General features: G+C 60.4%; 16 protein-coding genes. 13 read left to right on the top strand and 3 right to left on the bottom strand.

The window, feature by feature from the left end:
* Window positions 1-22 precede the first annotated feature (22 nt).
* Together DWU98_RS15945 and DWU98_RS15940 are read left to right on the top strand one after the other, a co-directional pair.
* Window positions 23-1,258: a hypothetical protein gene (locus DWU98_RS15945; RefSeq protein ID WP_115496549.1), complete on the top strand. Its 1,236-nt coding sequence runs from the start codon at window positions 23-25 to the stop codon at window positions 1,256-1,258.
* Window positions 1,259-1,474: 216 nt separating this feature from the next.
* The gene (locus DWU98_RS15940; protein WP_115496548.1) at window positions 1,475-2,899 is read left to right on the top strand and encodes a hypothetical protein; all 1,425 of its coding nucleotides are present in this window, start codon (window positions 1,475-1,477) and stop codon (window positions 2,897-2,899) included.
* 252 nt (window positions 2,900-3,151) lie between these two features.
* On the opposite strand, the gene DWU98_RS15935 is transcribed toward DWU98_RS15940, so the two are convergent.
* Window positions 3,152-3,457: a hypothetical protein gene (locus DWU98_RS15935; RefSeq protein WP_115496547.1), complete on the bottom strand. Its 306-nt coding sequence runs from the start codon at window positions 3,455-3,457 to the stop codon at window positions 3,152-3,154.
* Between the two features lie 249 nt (window positions 3,458-3,706).
* On the opposite strand from DWU98_RS15935, the gene DWU98_RS15930 reads away from it, so the two are divergent.
* The 6 genes from DWU98_RS15930 to lysS all read left to right on the top strand — a co-directional run bounded on the left by DWU98_RS15930 (window position 3,707) and on the right by lysS (window position 9,540).
* Complete coding sequence (locus tag DWU98_RS15930; RefSeq protein ID WP_230474874.1) at window positions 3,707-4,072, top strand: SpoIIAA family protein; 366 nt, start codon at window positions 3,707-3,709, stop codon at window positions 4,070-4,072.
* 96 nt (window positions 4,073-4,168) lie between these two features.
* Window positions 4,169-4,291, top strand: a complete 123-nt coding sequence (locus DWU98_RS22435; protein ID WP_268990244.1) for a hypothetical protein — start codon at window positions 4,169-4,171, stop codon at window positions 4,289-4,291.
* A 100-nt stretch (window positions 4,292-4,391) separates the two neighbouring features.
* Complete coding sequence (gene asnB / locus DWU98_RS15925) at window positions 4,392-6,062, top strand: asparagine synthase B (protein ID WP_115496546.1); 1,671 nt, start codon at window positions 4,392-4,394, stop codon at window positions 6,060-6,062.
* A gap of 384 nt (window positions 6,063-6,446) precedes the next feature.
* A protein-coding gene (prfB, locus tag DWU98_RS15920; protein ID WP_115496545.1) for a peptide chain release factor 2 occupies window positions 6,447-7,572 on the top strand; the annotation gives its coding sequence in 2 pieces (ribosomal slippage) (window positions 6,447-6,521 and window positions 6,523-7,572; 1,125 coding nt in all).
* A gap of 38 nt (window positions 7,573-7,610) precedes the next feature.
* Window positions 7,611-7,913, top strand: coding sequence for a hypothetical protein (locus DWU98_RS15915; RefSeq protein ID WP_115496544.1), 303 nt, complete (start codon window positions 7,611-7,613; stop codon window positions 7,911-7,913).
* Window positions 7,914-8,019: 106 nt separating this feature from the next.
* The gene (gene lysS, locus DWU98_RS15910; protein WP_115496543.1) at window positions 8,020-9,540 is read left to right on the top strand and encodes a lysine--tRNA ligase; all 1,521 of its coding nucleotides are present in this window, start codon (window positions 8,020-8,022) and stop codon (window positions 9,538-9,540) included.
* Between the two features lie 208 nt (window positions 9,541-9,748).
* On the opposite strand, the gene DWU98_RS15905 is transcribed toward lysS, so the two are convergent.
* Both DWU98_RS15905 and sbcB read right to left on the bottom strand, forming a co-directional pair.
* Window positions 9,749-10,435, bottom strand: a complete 687-nt coding sequence (locus DWU98_RS15905) for a DUF2461 domain-containing protein (protein WP_115496542.1) — start codon at window positions 10,433-10,435, stop codon at window positions 9,749-9,751.
* Window positions 10,436-10,452: 17 nt separating this feature from the next.
* Complete coding sequence (gene sbcB, locus DWU98_RS15900; protein ID WP_115496541.1) at window positions 10,453-11,898, bottom strand: exodeoxyribonuclease I; 1,446 nt, start codon at window positions 11,896-11,898, stop codon at window positions 10,453-10,455.
* 153 nt (window positions 11,899-12,051) lie between these two features.
* Between sbcB and orn the strand changes: the two genes are divergently transcribed.
* The 5 genes from orn (at window position 12,052) to DWU98_RS15875 (ending at window position 17,009) form a co-directional block, all read left to right on the top strand.
* Window positions 12,052-12,621, top strand: coding sequence for an oligoribonuclease (gene orn, locus DWU98_RS15895; protein WP_115496540.1), 570 nt, complete (start codon window positions 12,052-12,054; stop codon window positions 12,619-12,621).
* The gene (gene folP / locus DWU98_RS15890; protein WP_425480235.1) at window positions 12,621-13,523 is read left to right on the top strand and encodes a dihydropteroate synthase; all 903 of its coding nucleotides are present in this window, start codon (window positions 12,621-12,623) and stop codon (window positions 13,521-13,523) included. The genes orn and folP overlap by 1 nt, the downstream gene beginning before the upstream one ends.
* An 84-nt stretch (window positions 13,524-13,607) precedes the next feature.
* Window positions 13,608-14,966 carry a phosphoglucosamine mutase gene (gene glmM / locus DWU98_RS15885; RefSeq protein WP_115496539.1) on the top strand — a complete coding sequence of 453 codons (1,359 nt, stop codon included), beginning with the start codon at window positions 13,608-13,610 and terminating at the stop codon, window positions 14,964-14,966.
* 152 nt (window positions 14,967-15,118) lie between these two features.
* Window positions 15,119-16,078, top strand: a complete 960-nt coding sequence (locus DWU98_RS15880; protein ID WP_115496538.1) for an isopenicillin N synthase family dioxygenase — start codon at window positions 15,119-15,121, stop codon at window positions 16,076-16,078.
* Window positions 16,079-16,298: 220 nt separating this feature from the next.
* Window positions 16,299-17,009 carry a VIT1/CCC1 transporter family protein gene (locus DWU98_RS15875; protein ID WP_115496537.1) on the top strand — a complete coding sequence of 237 codons (711 nt, stop codon included), beginning with the start codon at window positions 16,299-16,301 and terminating at the stop codon, window positions 17,007-17,009.
* Window positions 17,010-17,094: the final 85 nt, after the last annotated feature.

Genomic DNA, 17,094 nt, shown 5'->3' with positions numbered 1-17,094 from the left:
AACTTTTCAAGCGGGAAGGAATATGGCCAACGGCGCAGGAAAGAGAACTGGCAAGAGGACCGGCGCAGCCGTTCCCCTGTTCGTGCCGCGCGGCCAAGCGACCACATCCGCGGCGCCGGCTCAAGGTATAAAAACACCTGCTCCAAGTACCGATTCAAGTTTCATCAAGAAGCAGCAACCGGCGCAGAAGAAAGCCAAGGTCGATCCACAGGCTGTTTCCGCCCCGGGTTTGAGCCATGCCCAGGCGCCGCAATTGCACTCGCCTCCCTTGCCGGTACCTCCCCCGCAAGCGCCTCAGTTGCCCTTGCCTGCATCCGGGTTGACGGCGCTAACGAAGCCCTCCTTGACGTTTTCGCATGAGAGTTTCCAGCCGCGGAAGATCGACTCCGGATCGACTCTCCAGTACCACGCATTCTCCAACATATCGCCCAAAACGACCTCTGAAGTAGTGCAGTACATCAAGAGCACCGGGCTTGAACCGATCGAGACTATTCAGGACTGGGGAACAGGTGCAGCGACGCGCATGTATCGATCGAGGCGTGGCTCGGTAGCTGGACTTTCGGAGATGAAGGGCGCGATAAGCGGCTGGCGCCTGCATTCTCTGCCGACGTCAGAAGCCCTTGCGGTTACGCCGGCGGGCAAAGGCGACAAAAAAGCCTTTATCGAGAAATACGAGGAGAGTGGAGGGCGGCTTATCCAGCCCGCCGTCAACACCAGGGGTACGCCGCAATCGGTCAATACCGTGCTCTCCGATTTCATGAAAGTACGCTATGACTCTACCAAAGGCGAATTCGAAGCTACTGGAGCAACCCACGCCATGGGTGTCTCCGGCGCGGGGTTGGACAAAACGCATAGCAGCGCATCGCAGGCCTTATATGGGCCGAGCATCGAGGTGGCAAAGGCGCGTGGCAAAAGTGGCAGTCCGGCGCAGGCCTTCCACTCCGAGCCGATGGCCATGACATTTCACAATCTTGACCGGAGTACCAAGCTGGAGCATGACACCGGCACGGTCGGGATATTTGCAAGTATTCCCAACCAGGTGTGCTTCCATTGTGGCGATATGTTTGGGGAAAAAATCGGCGAACATTCCGTTGTCAGCGGAGCTCCGGGTGTGCCCTTCGGTGGTCAGCATGAAGGCGCGGTGCATGACCGGAAAAAAGACACGACTGTCATTCGTGCGACCCCCTTCATAACGCTTCAGGGTAACAAGGCCAATCAAGACCAAGTCGGATCTATTTATGATCATCACAAGCGCTGATTGCGTTCTCCCCGCATGTGAATGATGAAGATCAATGTAACGCCTGAACGTTTGCAATCTCGGGGATTTGACGCATGACCATTCGGCTAATCACGAACGACGGTAAACGAATAATCGGGGTCGGGCACGATTGTCCAAAGACCCGCCAGGGTGGCGCTTCGGTTTGCATGAGGCAGCGACGCGTATGGATTACCTTGGCACTGGGAGATCGCAGCGATGGAAGATAAGAAACGCGCCCATAGCGGATCGCCGAGCAAGTACGAGCGACCCAAAAAGCTTCAGCCGCAAGTGCAGCCATCTCTGCCGGTGGCGCCTCTGGTCACACGGGGAAGGGCGTTTACGGGAGGTATCGAGGCGCTGGCAAGAGGCGGCAGCAATACCTCGGTGTTTACCAAGCTGGATATTCCTTACAAGAAATCCAACGACGATCCGGCAAGCATAAAAAGATACGGCACGTTTTCCACTCGGGAATGGATATCCGAGGGCCGTCTTCCATGGACTCAGGGGCTTTTCAGCGGCAATCCAGGCGCCACCTATACCACGGCGTATTACGGCGACTCCAAGACCCACATCAATAAATTGGTTCCCAGCGCTATATCGCTCAGGCGTGCCACGGTGGAAAGTCAGGCCATCAAGTACCTTGCCGACGATACCTACGCAGTCAAGGAAGGAAAGCGGGTAAAGGCGGGCAGTCCCAGCGAGAACACGGAGCATTGGGGCGGCCTGGCCCTCGGTTCGTTTCTGGAAGACGTCACCGGCAGTCGCGCGCTCAACATTCATCACGTCGGCTCCGCGCTGCGCGCCAGTGTCATGGCGGCCAAATGGAAAATGAAAAGCGGAGGTGTGGACCCGCAGCCGAATTTCGGCAAAGACTTGCTCGAATCGTTTCCTCAGCTCGGTAAAGCCGAGTGGTCCAATAATGAAAAGTATGGCGCAAGCAAACTGCGGGAAAAATTGGATCGTCTGTCCGACGTCGACAATACGCCAGGAAAGCAGGAGGCCGTTAATATTTTCAACAGTCACGTAGGTCTGGCCGGAAGTATTCCCACGGCGCATGTCCAGGCGCGTAAACAGGCCAAAGCACGCTTCGAAGCAAAATTCAAAGAGTTGGAAGGCAAGGATGCCAGTGCACTGGGCGAATGGTGGAAAGGCAAGACCGGTGAACTGGAAGCGGCGAAGAATCCGGACAACCTTTCCGTTCGCCTGAATCTTCGCGACGAATACCTGCAAAGGAAAATGGATAGGCACGCCATCGTCAATTATCCCGGCCCACGCGGTATCGCCAAGCACATGTTCAAGGCGCAGGGAGTGGACAAGTCTGACCCTGATGCATACAGGGCGGCAAAACGCACGTTTGTCGATAAGACATTAAGAGATGCAGGGCTGGCAGCCCAGGCGGACAAGGCGCAAAGAAAATGGGCGCACAAAGACAAATTTGCGCAAAAGTTAGGTGCGATACACGACATCGCGAGGAATGAGCATTTGCCCCTCGATCAACGCCAACAAGCGTTGAGTAAATTGGGCTCATGGTGGGAGAAGAAAGCGACAACTACCGATCTCACCAAGCTGGACGCATCGCAGCACAAGGCATTGCGACGGGAATACGTGGCAAAAAGGAACCTCAAAGGCAACGGCGCATAAGCGGCGTTCCGTGGTTTAAGAGCGCTCTTGAACGGTTGTAGGCAGCGGTTGGTGGACGGTATGGGGGAGGGACGCTCATTTCATCGTGAAGAGCGTCAAGCGAATAGATAAGCGAGGTGTTCCATGGAAAGCGGCAAAAAGCCCCCTTCTACGAAATTCACGCGTCTGGAAAATGTATCCGCCGCCACGCGCGGGAGCATTGTGGCTGAGAAAGACACCGGAGAGTCTCCTGAGCAAGGATGAGCGCGCGGATCATCTCAAACGCGCGGCGGACATGCGGGTACTGCGCACAACCGGAGCATTTCCGGAATTATCGTCGCCCTCATCCAGTTCGCCGCTCTCCTCCTCATCCTCCAGTTCGTCGTCGTCTGCGGCGTTGCCGACATCTGCCGCACAGCTTTCGCGATCTGCAGGGAAGAAGGGCGTTAAACGCGAGCGTGAAGCGGGTGGACCCGGTGGGGCGGGCGAGGCGCGCAAGAGCGCAGCAGTGTCCTTCTCCGCGTTGTCGGCGGCTTCACACTTGACGTCGTCGCCATCCGCGACGACAGCAGGCAGCAAGCGCGAACGAGAGCTGCCGATCAGCGCGCGCAGACGTGCTCAATCGGCCTCGTCGTCGAGTATGCCTCCGGTGGCATCTACTGAAGAACGGCGACCGGCCAAGCAGCAGCGAAACCGCAGGAGCGACACGACGATAAACGCTTCATGGAGTCGCTCCTCCAGCGGGAGGCTCAAGCGCGATAAATAGCTTGCAATAGACGGATGATGGAGGTTGGATATAACGGTCCCTGCAGGCAGGAGGTGCGTGTCGTGATCGAGCAACTGGCCAGTCTTCCGAATGGTGTCCTGGGCTTTCGCATGAGCGGCCTGGTGACCGCACAGGATTACGAGAACGTCATGGTGCCCGACATCGAGGCCGCGTTTGCGTTGAACCCTAAACTGCGCCTGGTCGTGCACGTCGGTGAGGATTTCCTGGGGTTCGCGCCCGGTGCGATGTGGGATGACGTCAAGCTCGGGTTCCGCCATATCAGCGGCTGGGAGCGGACCGCGCTGGTGACCGATGTGGGCTGGATCCGCGCCATGTCCGGCGTATTCGGTTTTGCCATGCCGACACACTTCAAGCTGTTTTCCAACCTCGAGCTAGCCGAAGCCGTGCGCTGGGCGGGTTCGATATAGGCGCATTCCTCAATGAAGCGCTAGAAGACAGGTGAATCGAAAACGTTACAGTTGTGACAGTTGCGCCCTGTTGCGCGTTATGGTTTAGTCGAGTTCATGCATAGTCACGTCGCCAACCACATGGACATCGTCGCCGCCTTCATGGCCGGCGCTGTCGTGGCTGCGCTGAATAACAACGCCAATACCAATAACCGCAACCGCGGGCGGGCCGGCGTGTAGATGTAAGCAGCAAAGCGAACACACGCAAAAGGGCCCGCCAACGTGCGGGCCCTTTTGTTTTTCTACGCTTCAAATAACGAACCGCAAAAGGAAATCCACCATGTGCGCCATCCTGGGAATGTTCGACCTTCAACCTGGCGACGATTTCGCCGCCTTGCGACTGCTGGCCCTGGAACTGTCCCAGCGACAGCGTCATCGAGGACCGGATTGGAGCGGCGTGTTCGTGGATGCCGGCGCGATCCTGGTGCATGAGCGCCTGGCGATTGTCGACCCGGCCAGCGGCGCGCAGCCGCTGCGCTCCCGCGACGGTCACCTGGCGCTGGCCGTGAACGGCGAGATCTATAACCATCGCGAGCTGCGTGCGCACAGCCATTACGATTTCACGACCGGTTCGGATTGCGAAGTGATTAACGCGCTCTACCGGGAACATGGCACGGATTTCCTCAACAAGCTCAACGGCATTTTTGCGTTCGCGCTGTGGGATGGCGACGCCAAGCGTTATGTGATCGCGCGTGATCCTTTCGGCGTATGCCCGCTGTATTGGGGGCATGACGCCCATGGACGATTGTGCGTGGCCTCGGAAATGAAGGCGCTGACGGGCGTGTGTGCGGATGTTGCACCGTTTCCCCCGGGGCACGTGTATGACAGCGAGACCGGCACACTGCAGCGTTACTACGAGCGCCCATGGCGAGACTACGCAGCCACCCAAGGCCGTTCGCCGGGCGAATTGCGCAAGGCGTTCGAGCAGGCCGTGCATCGCCAGTTGATGACGGACGTGCCTTACGGTGTGTTGCTCTCAGGTGGTTTGGATTCGTCCCTGGTCGCCGCCTGCGCCGCCCGTTTTGCGCGTGAGCGCGTGGAAGATGACGATCACAGCGAAGCCTGGTGGCCGCGCCTGCATTCCTTCGCCATCGGCCTGGAAGGCTCACCTGATCTGGCAGCCGCCAAAGTGGTAGCCGATGCACTGGGGACCGTGCATCACGGTTTCGTCTACACCTTTGCCGAAGGGTTGGATGCAGTGCCTGAAGTGATCCGCCATGTCGAGACCTACGACGTCACCACCATCCGCGCTTCGACACCGATGTATCTGCTGGCGCGCCGCATCAAGGCCATGGGTGTAAAGATGGTGCTGTCCGGTGAAGGCTCGGATGAAATTTTCGGCGGTTATCTGTACTTCCACAAAGCGCCTTCGGCCGATGCCTTCCACGAGGAGACCGTGCGCAAGCTCGATGCACTGCACAGCTACGACTGCCTGCGCGCGAACAAGTCGATGATGGCCTGGGGTGTGGAAGCACGCGTACCGTTCCTCGATCTTCAATTCATGGAGACCGCCATGAGCATGGATGCGGCACACAAGATGGCCGGCAAGGGCCGCATCGAAAAGGCGGTGTTGCGTGAAGCCTTTGCCGGCGCGTTGCCTGAATCCATTTTGTGGCGGCAGAAGGAGCAGTTCAGCGATGGCGTGGGCTATGGCTGGATCGATGGTCTGAAGGCGCATGCCGAGCAGGCGGTCAGCGATCGCGAATTTGCCGCGGCCGCCTCGCGTTATCCGTTCAACACGCCGGCGACGAAAGAGGCGTATCTGTATCGCCGCATCTTCGAGAAATTCTTTCCGGGCGAAGCCTGCGCGGCGACGGTGCCGGGCGGCAAATCCATCGCCTGCTCGTCACCGGCCGCGTTGGCGTGGGATCCGGCGTTCGCGGCGATGGCCGATCCCTCGGGGCGTGCCGTTCGAGATGTGCATGCGCATGCGTTGGAAACGACGGCGTAATCGTGCCGCCCTTCTTGCCGCCTCGCCCAAAAGGGGAGGCGGTAGGACGAGGGGCGGTCGTCTGGCTCGCTATGACTAGCGAATATCGCTGCGCGGAATAAAAGCCAGGCGTCGTGCTACCGGTGTGGTGAAGGGCTAGCGGTACTGATCAAAGGCAATCGTTTTCGCCGTTGATCGATAGCGATGCCACCAGACGCATGGGGGCGTTGATATCACTGCCGATCACTATCGAATCGCGAGTGGCGGGGCGCTCTGTCCGCCGGCGGCACCCCGCTGTGGATAGGGACGCCAGCGCGGCCATCCGCTAGGCCCTATACAGCGGATTTGCTACCATAATCGTTTGATTCGCGTCCATTGGGCGCACCCACTCAGGTTCTTCATCACATGATCGAAACCAATCCGATCCTCGCGCAGATCGCGGACCTCAAGGGCCGCATCGAATCGCTTAGGGGGTATCTTTGACTACGCCACCAAGCGTGAGCGTCTGGAAGAAGTAAGCCGCGAACTGGAAAGCCCCAACGTCTGGGACAATCCCCCCCGCGCGCAGGAACTGGGCCGTGAACGCGCCCGCCTCGAGACCATCGTCAGCGGCATCGACCGCATTACCGCAGGCCTGGCCGATGCCGGCGAACTGCTGGAAATGGCCGCCGCCGACGGCGACGAGGCCACCGTGCAATCCGTGCAGGTCGACGTAGCGGCCCTTGATGCCAATGTCAGCAAGCTGGAATTCCAGCGCATGTTTTCCGGCAAGATGGACTCGGCCAACGCCTTCGTGGACATCCAGGCCGGCGCCGGTGGCACCGAGGCGCAGGACTGGGCTGAAATGCTGCTGCGCATGTACCTGCGCTGGTGCGAATCGCGCGGCTGGAAAACCGAGCTGATGGAAGTGAGCGCGGGCGACGTGGCCGGCATCAAATCGGCCACCTTCCGCGTCGAAGGCGATTACGCGTACGGCTGGCTGAAAACCGAAATCGGCGTGCATCGCCTGGTGCGTAAAAGCCCGTTCGATTCGGACAACCGCCGCCACACCAGCTTCACGTCCGTGTTCGTATCGCCGGAAGTCGACGACGACATCGACATCGAGATCAACCCGGCCGACCTCAAGACCGACGTGTACCGTTCGTCCGGTGCTGGCGGTCAGCACGTCAATAAAACCGAATCGGCCGTGCGTATCACGCACGTTCCCACCGGGGTGGTGGTGGCCTGCCAGACCGAGCGCAGCCAGCACGCCAACCGCGACCGCGCCATGAAGATGCTGGCCGCTAAGCTGTACGAACTGGAGATACAGAAGCGCAATGCCGAGAAGGATGCGCTGGAGGCGACCAAGTCCGACATCGGCTGGGGCAGCCAGATCCGCAACTACGTGCTGGACCAGAGCCGCATCAAGGACCTGCGCACCAGTATCGAGCGCACCGACACGCAGAAAGTGCTGGATGGCGACCTGGACGAATTCGTTGAAGCCAGCCTTAAAGCCGGCCTGGACGCCGGCGCCAAGCGCGTCGATGCCTAATCTGAGGCTGATCTAACCTGCGAGCACGGAGTCATGCCATGAACCCAAAGCAGATCTGCGTAATCCTGCTAATGTGCTGCGTGTTCGCATGCGTTCCGGCCGTGGGGCAGACCGTCAAGCAGGATGCCAAGGATGCCGGGCATGCGATTGGCAACGGCGCTCGCGACGTGGGTCACGGCACTGCGCATGTCGCTCGCACGGTCGGGCATGGCACGGCCAATGCTGCCAGGACGGTGGGGCACGGCGCCGCGCATGTCGGCCGCGATATCGGGCATGGCGCGAAAGAGGGCTGGCACGCCACCACGCATGCGGTCAAACAGGTGTTCCACAAGGGCGATTGACGGGTGCTGTTCTTAAAGAATTGCCACCGGCATTGTTTTCACAATCAAGCGATACATAACGAGGCGTTTGGCAGCCAGCGCGAGCGTCGGCTGCATTGGAATCTTCATGACTGAATCCACCGACAACCTGCCCATTGACGAAAACAAGCTGATCGCCGAGCGCCGCGAAAAACTGAAGGCGCTGCGTGAACAGGGCATCGCGTTTCCGAACGACTTCACGGTCGATGCCTTCGCCGGCGATCTGCAGACGGAATTCGCCGATAAGGATGCGCACACCGCCGAAGTGATCGAGGCCGCCGCACGTCGCGTTAGCGTGGCCGGCCGCATCGTGCTCAAGCGCGTGCAGGGCAAGGTCAGTTTCGTGCAGATGCAGGATTTCACCGGCCGCATTCAGCTCTTCGTGCATCAGGGCACGGTGGGCGAGGGCACCTACGAAGCCTTCAAGGGCTGGGACGTGGGCGATATCGTCGGCGCGCAGGGCCAGCTCATGCGCACCAAGACCGGCGAGTTGTCGATCAAGGTGAATCAGCTGCGCCTGTTGACCAAGAGCCTGCGCCCATTGCCCGACAAATGGCACGGTCTGGCCGACGTCGAACAACGTTATCGCCAGCGCTATGTCGACCTGATCGTCACCGAGGAAGCGCGCCGCACCTTCATGCTGCGCTCGAAGATCATCGGCTACATGCGCAAGTGGCTGGAAGCCGATCCACGCCGCTTCATGGAAGTGGAAACGCCAATGATGCACATCATCCCTGGCGGAGCCACTGCGCGTCCGTTCATTACGCATCACAACGCGCTGGATATCGATCTGTTCCTGCGCGTGGCGCCGGAGCTCTATCTCAAGCGTCTGGTGGTGGGTGGTTTCGACCGCGTCTACGAGATCAACCGCAACTTCCGTAACGAGGGCGTGTCCACGCGGCACAACCCCGAGTTCACCATGCTGGAGCTGTATCAGGCGTACGCCACGTACCACGAGATCATGGATCTGACCGAGGCCGTGATTCGCGACACCGCCAAAGACGTGCTGGGTACCACGCAGCTCAGTTGGGAAGGCGCTTCCATCGACGTCGGTCCTGCCTTCCGGCGCTGGCGCATGGAAGATGCCGTGCTGGAACTCAACCCCGAGATCAAGCGCGAAGAACTGCGCAACCGTGACGCCATGGCTGCGCACGCCAAGCGCCTGGGCCTGCAGGTAAAGCCGGGTTACGGCTGGGGCAAGCTCTTGCTGGAAATCTTCGAGAAGACGGTGGAGCACACGCTGGTGCAGCCGACCTTCATCATCGATCATCCGGTGGAAGTATCACCGCTGGCGCGCGAGAACGACGTCGACAAGGGCATCACCGATCGCTTCGAGCTCTTCATCAACGGTAAGGAACTGGCCAACGGCTTCTCTGAGTTGAACGATTCGGAAGACCAGGCGGCACGCTTCCAGGCGCAGGTGGATGCGAAGGAGTCGGGCGATGATGAAGCGATGCATTTCGACGCCGATTACATCAGGGCGCTGGAAGTCGGTTTGCCGCCCACCGGTGGTTTGGGCATCGGTATCGATCGGTTGGTGATGCTGCTCACCAACTCATCGTCGATCCGCGATGTGTTGTTGTTCCCGTATATGCGGCCTGAGGCGTAAGGAGCCTTTCGCTCCCATCTTAGCTTTACCCGCAAGACTTCAACTTGCCCTGACGTCATTCCGGCGAAGGCCGGAATCCATGCTTCGCATTGACAATGGATTCCACTTTCGCCGGAATGACCTTGAGGTAAAGTGGAAAATTGGCGAAAAAAAGTGCCTCTCTACACTATTATCAGCAAAGAGGTAAGCGGCACCAAGGTGGCGGCCACTAAAACTCCAGCTCCCTCGCCGCACACAAATAATCAATCATCGGCGCCAACCGCTTATAGCCTGCCACCATAAACGGCAGCAATTCCGACGAACACGCCAGCGCCTCGTCGAACTGCTCACCCGCTGCAAAACTTTTGCGTTTAAGGTCGTCGATCAGCTCATGCGCCGGATCAAATCCGCGCGGTGGGCGCGAAAGCGATTCACCCCAGAATGCAAAGTGATCGCTGAATGCCTTGCTTTGCGTCGCGCGTTTCCACGCGGTTGGATTGTCCGCGAGAAACGCGCGAATCTGCTTGAGCGCATCCGGTTCCGGATGCCACATGCCGCCGCCAATAAAGCAGTCACCCGGCTTGATGTGTAGGTAGAACGAGGGCGCGGCGATTTCATGCCGGCGCTCATGGAAAAAACGCGCGCTGGCCCAGGGCTTGTACGGTTCCTTGTCATTGGAAAACCGCGTGTCGCGATAAATGCGAAACATCGAGCCACCGTTCTTGCGCGGATCGGCGCGGAAATGCGGGCTGATCTTGGCGAGAGGTGCCTGTATATCGGTGATCAGCTCAACGAACGGATCGCGTACATCACGTTCGTATTCGGCTTTATGCGCGAGGAACCACTCGCGCTTGTTGTTGCGCGCCAGGGCCTTGAGAAAGCGGAATGTCGCGGATGAAAAATAAGCGCGTGGCATCGATGGGGGGTTCCTTGTCAGGCCGGCACACCAGCCTCGGTGGCGAGTTGTTCGCCCCAGGCTTGCAGTTGGTCGAGCAGGGCGAGCTTGTTCTGCGCCTGTGGATCGTTACGCAACATGGCGAGTTTGGAGAAATAGTCCGGCAGTGTAAGCGTCGTCAATGGCGTGGGACGCGTAAGACGCTGGACGCGGAAGGTATCCCAGCGCTGGTGCTCTTCGGGCGTCAGCGTGTGGGGCCAATTGCGGGCGCGATAGCGAAACAGAAGTTCGGGATAGCGCGCGTCGCGGAAATTGAAATGGCGTTGTCCCAGTTGCTCGGGTGGCGTCGAACGCACATCGCGCAGAAGGCGCTTGTCCGAATCGGGCAGAAAACCCCCATACAGCGCCAACTCCGGATCTTCCGGCGGCGGCAGTGCGGCCGATTGCTGGAAAATGCGCTGCAATTTCTCGCTCAAACCGGTGGCGGCGCGCAGCTTGTCGGCGTGCGCAAGGCAGCGATCCACATCCAGTTGCAACCGTGTCGGGTCTACGCCTTTCAAGGCCGATAGTGGCGCCAACGCCGGCGAGCGATTGGCATGCACAGTGCGTAATGGAATGCGCTCGACACCTTCAGGCAGATCCGCGCGCGCGGTGAACATGCGGTCGATTACATCCTCAGCATCGAGCGTGAGCAGATCGGCAGGGTCCTGCGCGAGGTCGTACACGATGATTTCCCCGGAGCGACTGGGGTGCACCGCCAACGGTACGATGATGGCCAGGCAGCGACGGCTGGCCGGGTAGCGCGAGGACACATGCAGCAGCGGCGTCATCGTGGCGATATCCAGCAGTTCGAACACGCGTTGCTTGCGTCGCAGTGCGAAATGCCATTCCCACAGTCGCGGTTGGCGCACGCGAATCAGGCGCGCCAGATCGATCAAGGCATGCACGTCCGAAAGCGCATCGTGCGCGCGCTCCTGCTTGAGATGGTTGGATGCAGCCAGATGTTCCAGCTTGAAACTGGGTGTGCCGTCCTCATGCGTGGGCCACGCAATGCCTTCCGGGCGCAGCGCCGCGCACATGCGTACCAGGTCGATCAGGTCCCAGCGCGAATTGCCGTTTTCCCACTCGCGCGCATAGGGTTCGAAAAAATTGCGATAGAGCAATTGGCGCGTAAATTCATCGTCGAAGCGCAACGAGTTGTAGCCCACGCCGCAGGTGCCTGGGGCGGCCAGTTGCTCGTGCACCCGTGCGGCGAAATCGGCTTCCCGCAGTCCATCGCGGTCGGCGTGTTGGGGCACGATGCCGGTGATCAGGCATGATTCCGGGCTGGGTGGCATGTCGCGCGGAGGCTTGCCGTAGAACATGACCGGCTCGTCCACGATTTCCAGCTCCAGGCTGGTGCGGATACCGGCAAATTGCACCGGCCGGTCCCGCCGCGTATCCGTGCCGAAGGTTTCGTAATCGTGCCAAAGAAGGGTCTGCATGCGTCAATCATCGCATAGGGCAGGGCGCGGTCCATGCGCAGATGGCGGGGAAAAGCACTGGCCTGAAGTGGGAATGCCTTTGAGGGGATGGGTCTTTAAGGGATGCCTTAATTTCGGCCCCTGCTTTGCTAGACTTCCGGGCCAGGAGGGCTCATGAGCCAAGCGAACGAAGACAATCTCATCTGGATCGACCTGGAAATGACCGGTTTGGATACCGACAATGATTCGATCCTCGAAATCGCTACCATCGTCACGGACAAGGAACTGACCGTTCTGGCCGAGGGCCCCGTGTTCGCCATCCACCACGAGGTGGCGAGACTTGAGGCCATGGACACGTGGAACCGCAATCAGCACCGTCGCTCCGGGCTATGGGATCAGGTGCTGATGTCCACCGTCACGCATGCCGACGCCGAACAGGCCACGCTGGATTTCCTCCGGCAATGGTTGCAGTCAGGTAAATCGCCGATGTGCGGTAATTCGATCTGCCAGGATCGTCGTTTCATGCATCGGCAGATGCCTCAGCTTGAGCGCTTCTTCCATTACCGCAATCTCGATGTGTCCACGCTGAAAGAGTTGGCGCGACGCTGGTCGCCGGCCATCGGTCGCGGTTTCAATAAGGAATCGGCGCACACCGCGCTTTCGGATATTCGCGATTCCATCGATGAGCTGCGTTATTACCGCCAGTTCATGGGAGCGCTGGGTGGTCTGGAGCTTGGGCCCTGATGACCGACATGTTCGCCACCGTGCTCGATTGCAATGGACGCCCGCTGACGCTGGATCGTCCGCGCGTGGTAGGCATCATCAACGTGACCCCCGATTCGTTTTCCGATGGCGGCCAATTCAAGCGCCTTGACGATGCCGTGGCGCACGGCGTGCGTCTGGCCGAAGAGGGCGCGGACATGCTCGATGTGGGCGGGGAATCCACGCGACCGGGCGCGGCCGATGTATCGGCCGGCGAAGAACTCAAACGAGTCATCCCCGTTATCGAGCAGTTGGTCGCACGCACCTCCCTGCCGATCGCCGTGGATACGTCCAAGCCGGACGTAATGCGTGCGGCCGTCGCCGCCGGCGCCGGCATGATCAACGATGTCTATGCGCTGCGCCGCGAAGGCGCGCTGGATGCCGCGGCCCAATTGCGCGTGCCGATCTGCCTGATGCACATGAAAGGCGAACCGCGCAGCATGCAGGATGACCCGCAATACGACGATGTCGTCGGTGAAGTGCATCGCTTTCTCACCGACCGCCTGTTCGCGTGCGAGATGGCCGGTATCGACCGTCGCAAGGTGATGGTCGACCCCGGTTTCGGCTTCGGCAAAACGCTGGAACACAACCTCGCATTGCTGCGCAAACTGGAACGCTTCGCCGACCTCGGCAGCGGCGTCTATGTGGGGCTGTCGCGCAAAGCGATGATCGGCACGCTCACTGGTCGCCAGCAGGCGGCCGACCGCGCCGCCGGTTCCGCCGCCGCCGCCCTGATTGCCGTGCAGCGCGGTGCGCGCATGGTGCGCGTGCATGACGTGGCCATCACAGTGGACGCGCTGAATGTGTGGCACGCCGTAAAAGCCGGCGATGTGCCCGAACGGCGCGATACGCCCACGATGCCACGCTGGCCGGATGATGAGTGAAGGGAACGCGAGGGCGTATCCTTCACGCCCAGCTGACGCGATGCTGCCTATTTCCTCGTACACGTTTCCCAAAGACCCGACGCCATGAACGAACGCAAATACTTCGGTACCGACGGCATCCGTGGCCGTGTGGGCGAGTGGCCCATCAGCGCCGATTTCATGCTGCGCCTGGGCCGCGCGCTCGGCGTCGTGCTGGGGCGGGAAAAGACCTCGCGCAGCCGCCCGCTGGTGCTGATCGGCAAAGACACACGCGCATCCGGCTACATGTTCGAATCCGCGCTGGAAGCGGGCCTCTCCGCGGCAGGGGCGGATGTGCGCTTGTTCGGTCCGATGCCCACGCCGGCGGTGGCCTACCTGACGCGCAGTTTGCGTGCGGATGCGGGCATTGTGATCAGCGCTTCGCACAATCCGCATTACGACAACGGCATCAAGTTTTTCTCCACGCATGGCGAAAAGCTGTCAGACGACATCGAAGCGGCCATCGAGCGCGAAACCGAAGCGCCATTTACCACGGTCGATTCAAGGCACCTCGGCAAAGTGGTGCGTGTAACCGATGCGGTGACGCGTTACGCCGAATTCTGCAAAGCCACCGTGCCGGATGATTTCAGCCTTGCCGGCATGAAGATCGTGCTCGACTGCGCGCACGGCGCCACGTATCAGGTTGCACCGAAAGTGTTCGCCGAGTTGGGCGCTGAGCTGTTCGTGCTCGGCGACAAGCCCGATGGCTTCAACATCAACCATGATGTCGGTTCCATGCATCCGGACGCATTGCAGCGCGCGGTGGTAGAGCACCACGCCGATATCGGCTTTGCTTTCGACGGTGATGGCGACCGCGTGCAAGTGGTGGATCGCCATGGTGCCCTGGGCGATGGCGACGACATGCTCTATGTACTTGCGCAAAGCTGGCAAGCGCGCGGCATGCTCAAAGGCCCCGTGGTCGGCACGCTGATGAGCAACTACGGCTTGCAGCAGGCGCTCGCCGGGCTGGGCGTGGAGCTCATTCGCGCTAACGTCGGCGACCGTTTCGTGCTGCAGAAGCTGAAGGAGCACGGCGGCGTGCTGGGCGGCGAAACCTCCGGTCATCTGCTATGCCTGGATCGCGCCACCACCGGCGACGGCATCGTCGCGGCGCTGGCCGTGCTCGAAGCGCTGAAACTGGCCGGGCAAGATCTGGCCGCCGCGCGCCAGGGCCTGAAGAAAATGCCCCAGGTCATGATCAACGTACGCGCTGCCGGCGCACGCGAGGCCCTCAACACGGACGCCGTGCGCAAGGCATTGGCCGATACCGAACAAGCCTTGCTGGGCCGTGGCCGCGTGGTGCTGCGCGCCTCGGGCACCGAACCGCTGGTGCGGGTGACGGTGGAGGCCGCCGACGAAGCCGAGGTGAGGCAGATGGCCGAACGCCTCGCGGACGTCGTAAAATCCGTAACAGAACGCTCGTGAACCAGTGGCGCATTCCTTGCGCCATGAACAGACCCAGGTCGCCATGGAGTGGAGCCTGTCTAGCGCAAACGCAGACAGCTCCGAGGCCCGACGTGCACCGCCCCTGCGGTGGCGGAACACAAATCGACCGCACGCCTAACCTGGATGCCTTTATGGACACATCGTCACGTTCGTCGACCAAGCACGTTCCCACCCTCGACATCCGCCGTTACGACACCGATCGCGCCGCCTTCGTAGCGGAGCTTGGTGCGGCGTATCGCGAATTCGGCTTCTGCTGCATCAGCGGCCACGGTATCACCTCGCAACTGATCGACGGCGCCTACGATGCGTTCGAGCGTTTCTTTGCGCTCCCCATCGAGACGAAGATGAAGTACCACGTGCCCGGCACCGGTGGCGCACGCGGCTACACGCCCTTCAAGATCGAAACCGCCAAGGACAGCCGCTATCCGGATCTGAAGGAGTTCTGGCATATCGGCCGCGAGATCGACCGCAACTCGCGCTTTGCCGAGCTGATGCCGCCGAACATCTGGCCCGCCGAAGTACCGGGTTTTCGCGAATATGCCTACGAGCTGTTCCAGTCGCTCGATCTGCTCGGTGGCCGCGTGCTGCGCGCGCTGGCGCTGCACATCGATCTCCCCGAGAACTACTTCGAGGACAAGATCGACCAGGGCAATTCCATCCTGCGCCCAATCCATTACCCGCCCATCACCGAGGAAAACATTCCCAATGTGCGTGCGGGCGCACATGAAGACATCAACTTCATCACCCTGTTGGTGGGCGCGAGCGCCGAAGGCCTGGAAGTGCTCACCCGCGAAGGCGCGTGGCTGCCCATCACCACCGAAGGCGATGCCATCGTGGTGAACATCGGCGACATGCTGCAGCGCTTGACCAATCACGTGTATCCGTCAACCACGCATCGCGTGGTGAATCCGCAGAACGAAAACGCGCGTAAGCCGCGTTATTCGGTGCCGTACTTCCTGCATCCCAATCCGGACGTGGTGCTCGATCCCCTGCCGGAATGTGTGACGCCGGATAACCCTCGGCGTTACGACACCTCCATTAACTCGCATGAGTACCTCATGCAGCGCTTGCGTGAGATCAAGCTGATTTAAACGAGAACAACTCCCTCCCCTGCAGGGGAGGGCCGGGGTGGGGTCGCTCCGCGCTCGCGCGAAGGCAGACGCATGCAGGGAGCAGCACTATGGCGTTGTTGCAGGCAACGGAGCGGACGCGTTTGAGGGCTTCACTGCAAAAGCCAATGCGTGTAAGTCTCATTATTCCGCCGAAAACGCACACCCGCTAAAGTCTCTGCGTTTATTCGGGAACCATCACATGTCCGTCACCCACTGCCACACGCACAAAGAGCGGCACTTCGCCGCCTCCGACACCGTTCGCGATCTCGTGCTGGGCATGGCCGATGGCCTCACCGTACCGTTCGCGCTCGCCGCCGGCCTTTCCGCAGCCAATGTGGCCAGCAGGGTCGTGGTAGTGGCGGGCGTGGCGGAAATCGCCGCCGGCGCCATCGCCATGGGCCTTGGTGGCTACCTCGCCGCGCGGGGCGAGATCGATCACTATCATTCCGAACGCAGCCGTGAATTTCGCGAGATCCGCGATCTGCAGCGCGAGGAAGAGCGCGAGATCGTGGATATCTTCAAAGGGTACGGCCTGGATCGCACCGCATGCGAGCCGATCCTTGCACATTTCCGCAAGGATCACGAAGCCTGGGTGGATTTCATGATGCGCTTCGAACTGGGGCTGGAAACGCCTCAGCCGGGTCGTGCCTTGCGCAGTGCGCTCACCATTGGCGGTGCGTACATCGTCGGAGGTTTGGTACCGCTTGCGCCCTACATGTTGATTGACCGACTGCAACCTGCATTGTCGGTATCGATGGTCTGCACGGGCCTTGCATTGGCCTTGTTCGGTGCGGCGAAAGGGCGCTTTACCGGGGTGAGTGCGTGGCGCAATGCGGTGCAGACGGTGTTGATTGGTGGCCTCGCGTCGGCGACTGCATTCTTGCTTGCGCATTGGATCAGTGCGGCCTGATCACGGGTACCTGATGAACGTGTAATGTCTCACCATGCGATGACGTGGTCTCCGCGAAGCGGTTCATCTTGCCTTACCGTCATTC

The organism is Dyella monticola (assembly GCF_003363155.1).
GTDB classification, from domain to species: Bacteria; Pseudomonadota; Gammaproteobacteria; order Xanthomonadales; family Rhodanobacteraceae; genus Dyella_B; species Dyella_B monticola.
This window is presented reverse-complemented; position numbering and strand designations above follow the sequence as displayed.

What these genes read in the sequence shown, in the direction of transcription:
- DWU98_RS15905 (WP_115496542.1), bottom strand. Translation starts at nt 10,435, where the DNA reads ATGCCACGCGCTTATTTTTCATCCGCGACATTCCGCTTTCTCAAGGCC.
- DWU98_RS15880 (WP_115496538.1), top strand. Translation starts at nt 15,119, where the DNA reads ATGGACACATCGTCACGTTCGTCGACCAAGCACGTTCCCACCCTCGAC.
- DWU98_RS15875 (WP_115496537.1), top strand. Translation starts at nt 16,299, where the DNA reads ATGTCCGTCACCCACTGCCACACGCACAAAGAGCGGCACTTCGCCGCC.
- DWU98_RS15940 (WP_115496548.1), top strand. Translation starts at nt 1,475, where the DNA reads ATGGAAGATAAGAAACGCGCCCATAGCGGATCGCCGAGCAAGTACGAG.
- folP (WP_425480235.1), top strand. Translation starts at nt 12,621, where the DNA reads ATGACCGACATGTTCGCCACCGTGCTCGATTGCAATGGACGCCCGCTG.
- orn (WP_115496540.1), top strand. Translation starts at nt 12,052, where the DNA reads ATGAGCCAAGCGAACGAAGACAATCTCATCTGGATCGACCTGGAAATG.
- DWU98_RS22435 (WP_268990244.1), top strand. Translation starts at nt 4,169, where the DNA reads ATGCATAGTCACGTCGCCAACCACATGGACATCGTCGCCGCCTTCATG.
- glmM (WP_115496539.1), top strand. Translation starts at nt 13,608, where the DNA reads ATGAACGAACGCAAATACTTCGGTACCGACGGCATCCGTGGCCGTGTG.
- sbcB (WP_115496541.1), bottom strand. Translation starts at nt 11,898, where the DNA reads ATGCAGACCCTTCTTTGGCACGATTACGAAACCTTCGGCACGGATACG.
- DWU98_RS15945 (WP_115496549.1), top strand. Translation starts at nt 23, where the DNA reads ATGGCCAACGGCGCAGGAAAGAGAACTGGCAAGAGGACCGGCGCAGCC.
- DWU98_RS15915 (WP_115496544.1), top strand. Translation starts at nt 7,611, where the DNA reads ATGAACCCAAAGCAGATCTGCGTAATCCTGCTAATGTGCTGCGTGTTC.
- asnB (WP_115496546.1), top strand. Translation starts at nt 4,392, where the DNA reads ATGTGCGCCATCCTGGGAATGTTCGACCTTCAACCTGGCGACGATTTC.
- lysS (WP_115496543.1), top strand. Translation starts at nt 8,020, where the DNA reads ATGACTGAATCCACCGACAACCTGCCCATTGACGAAAACAAGCTGATC.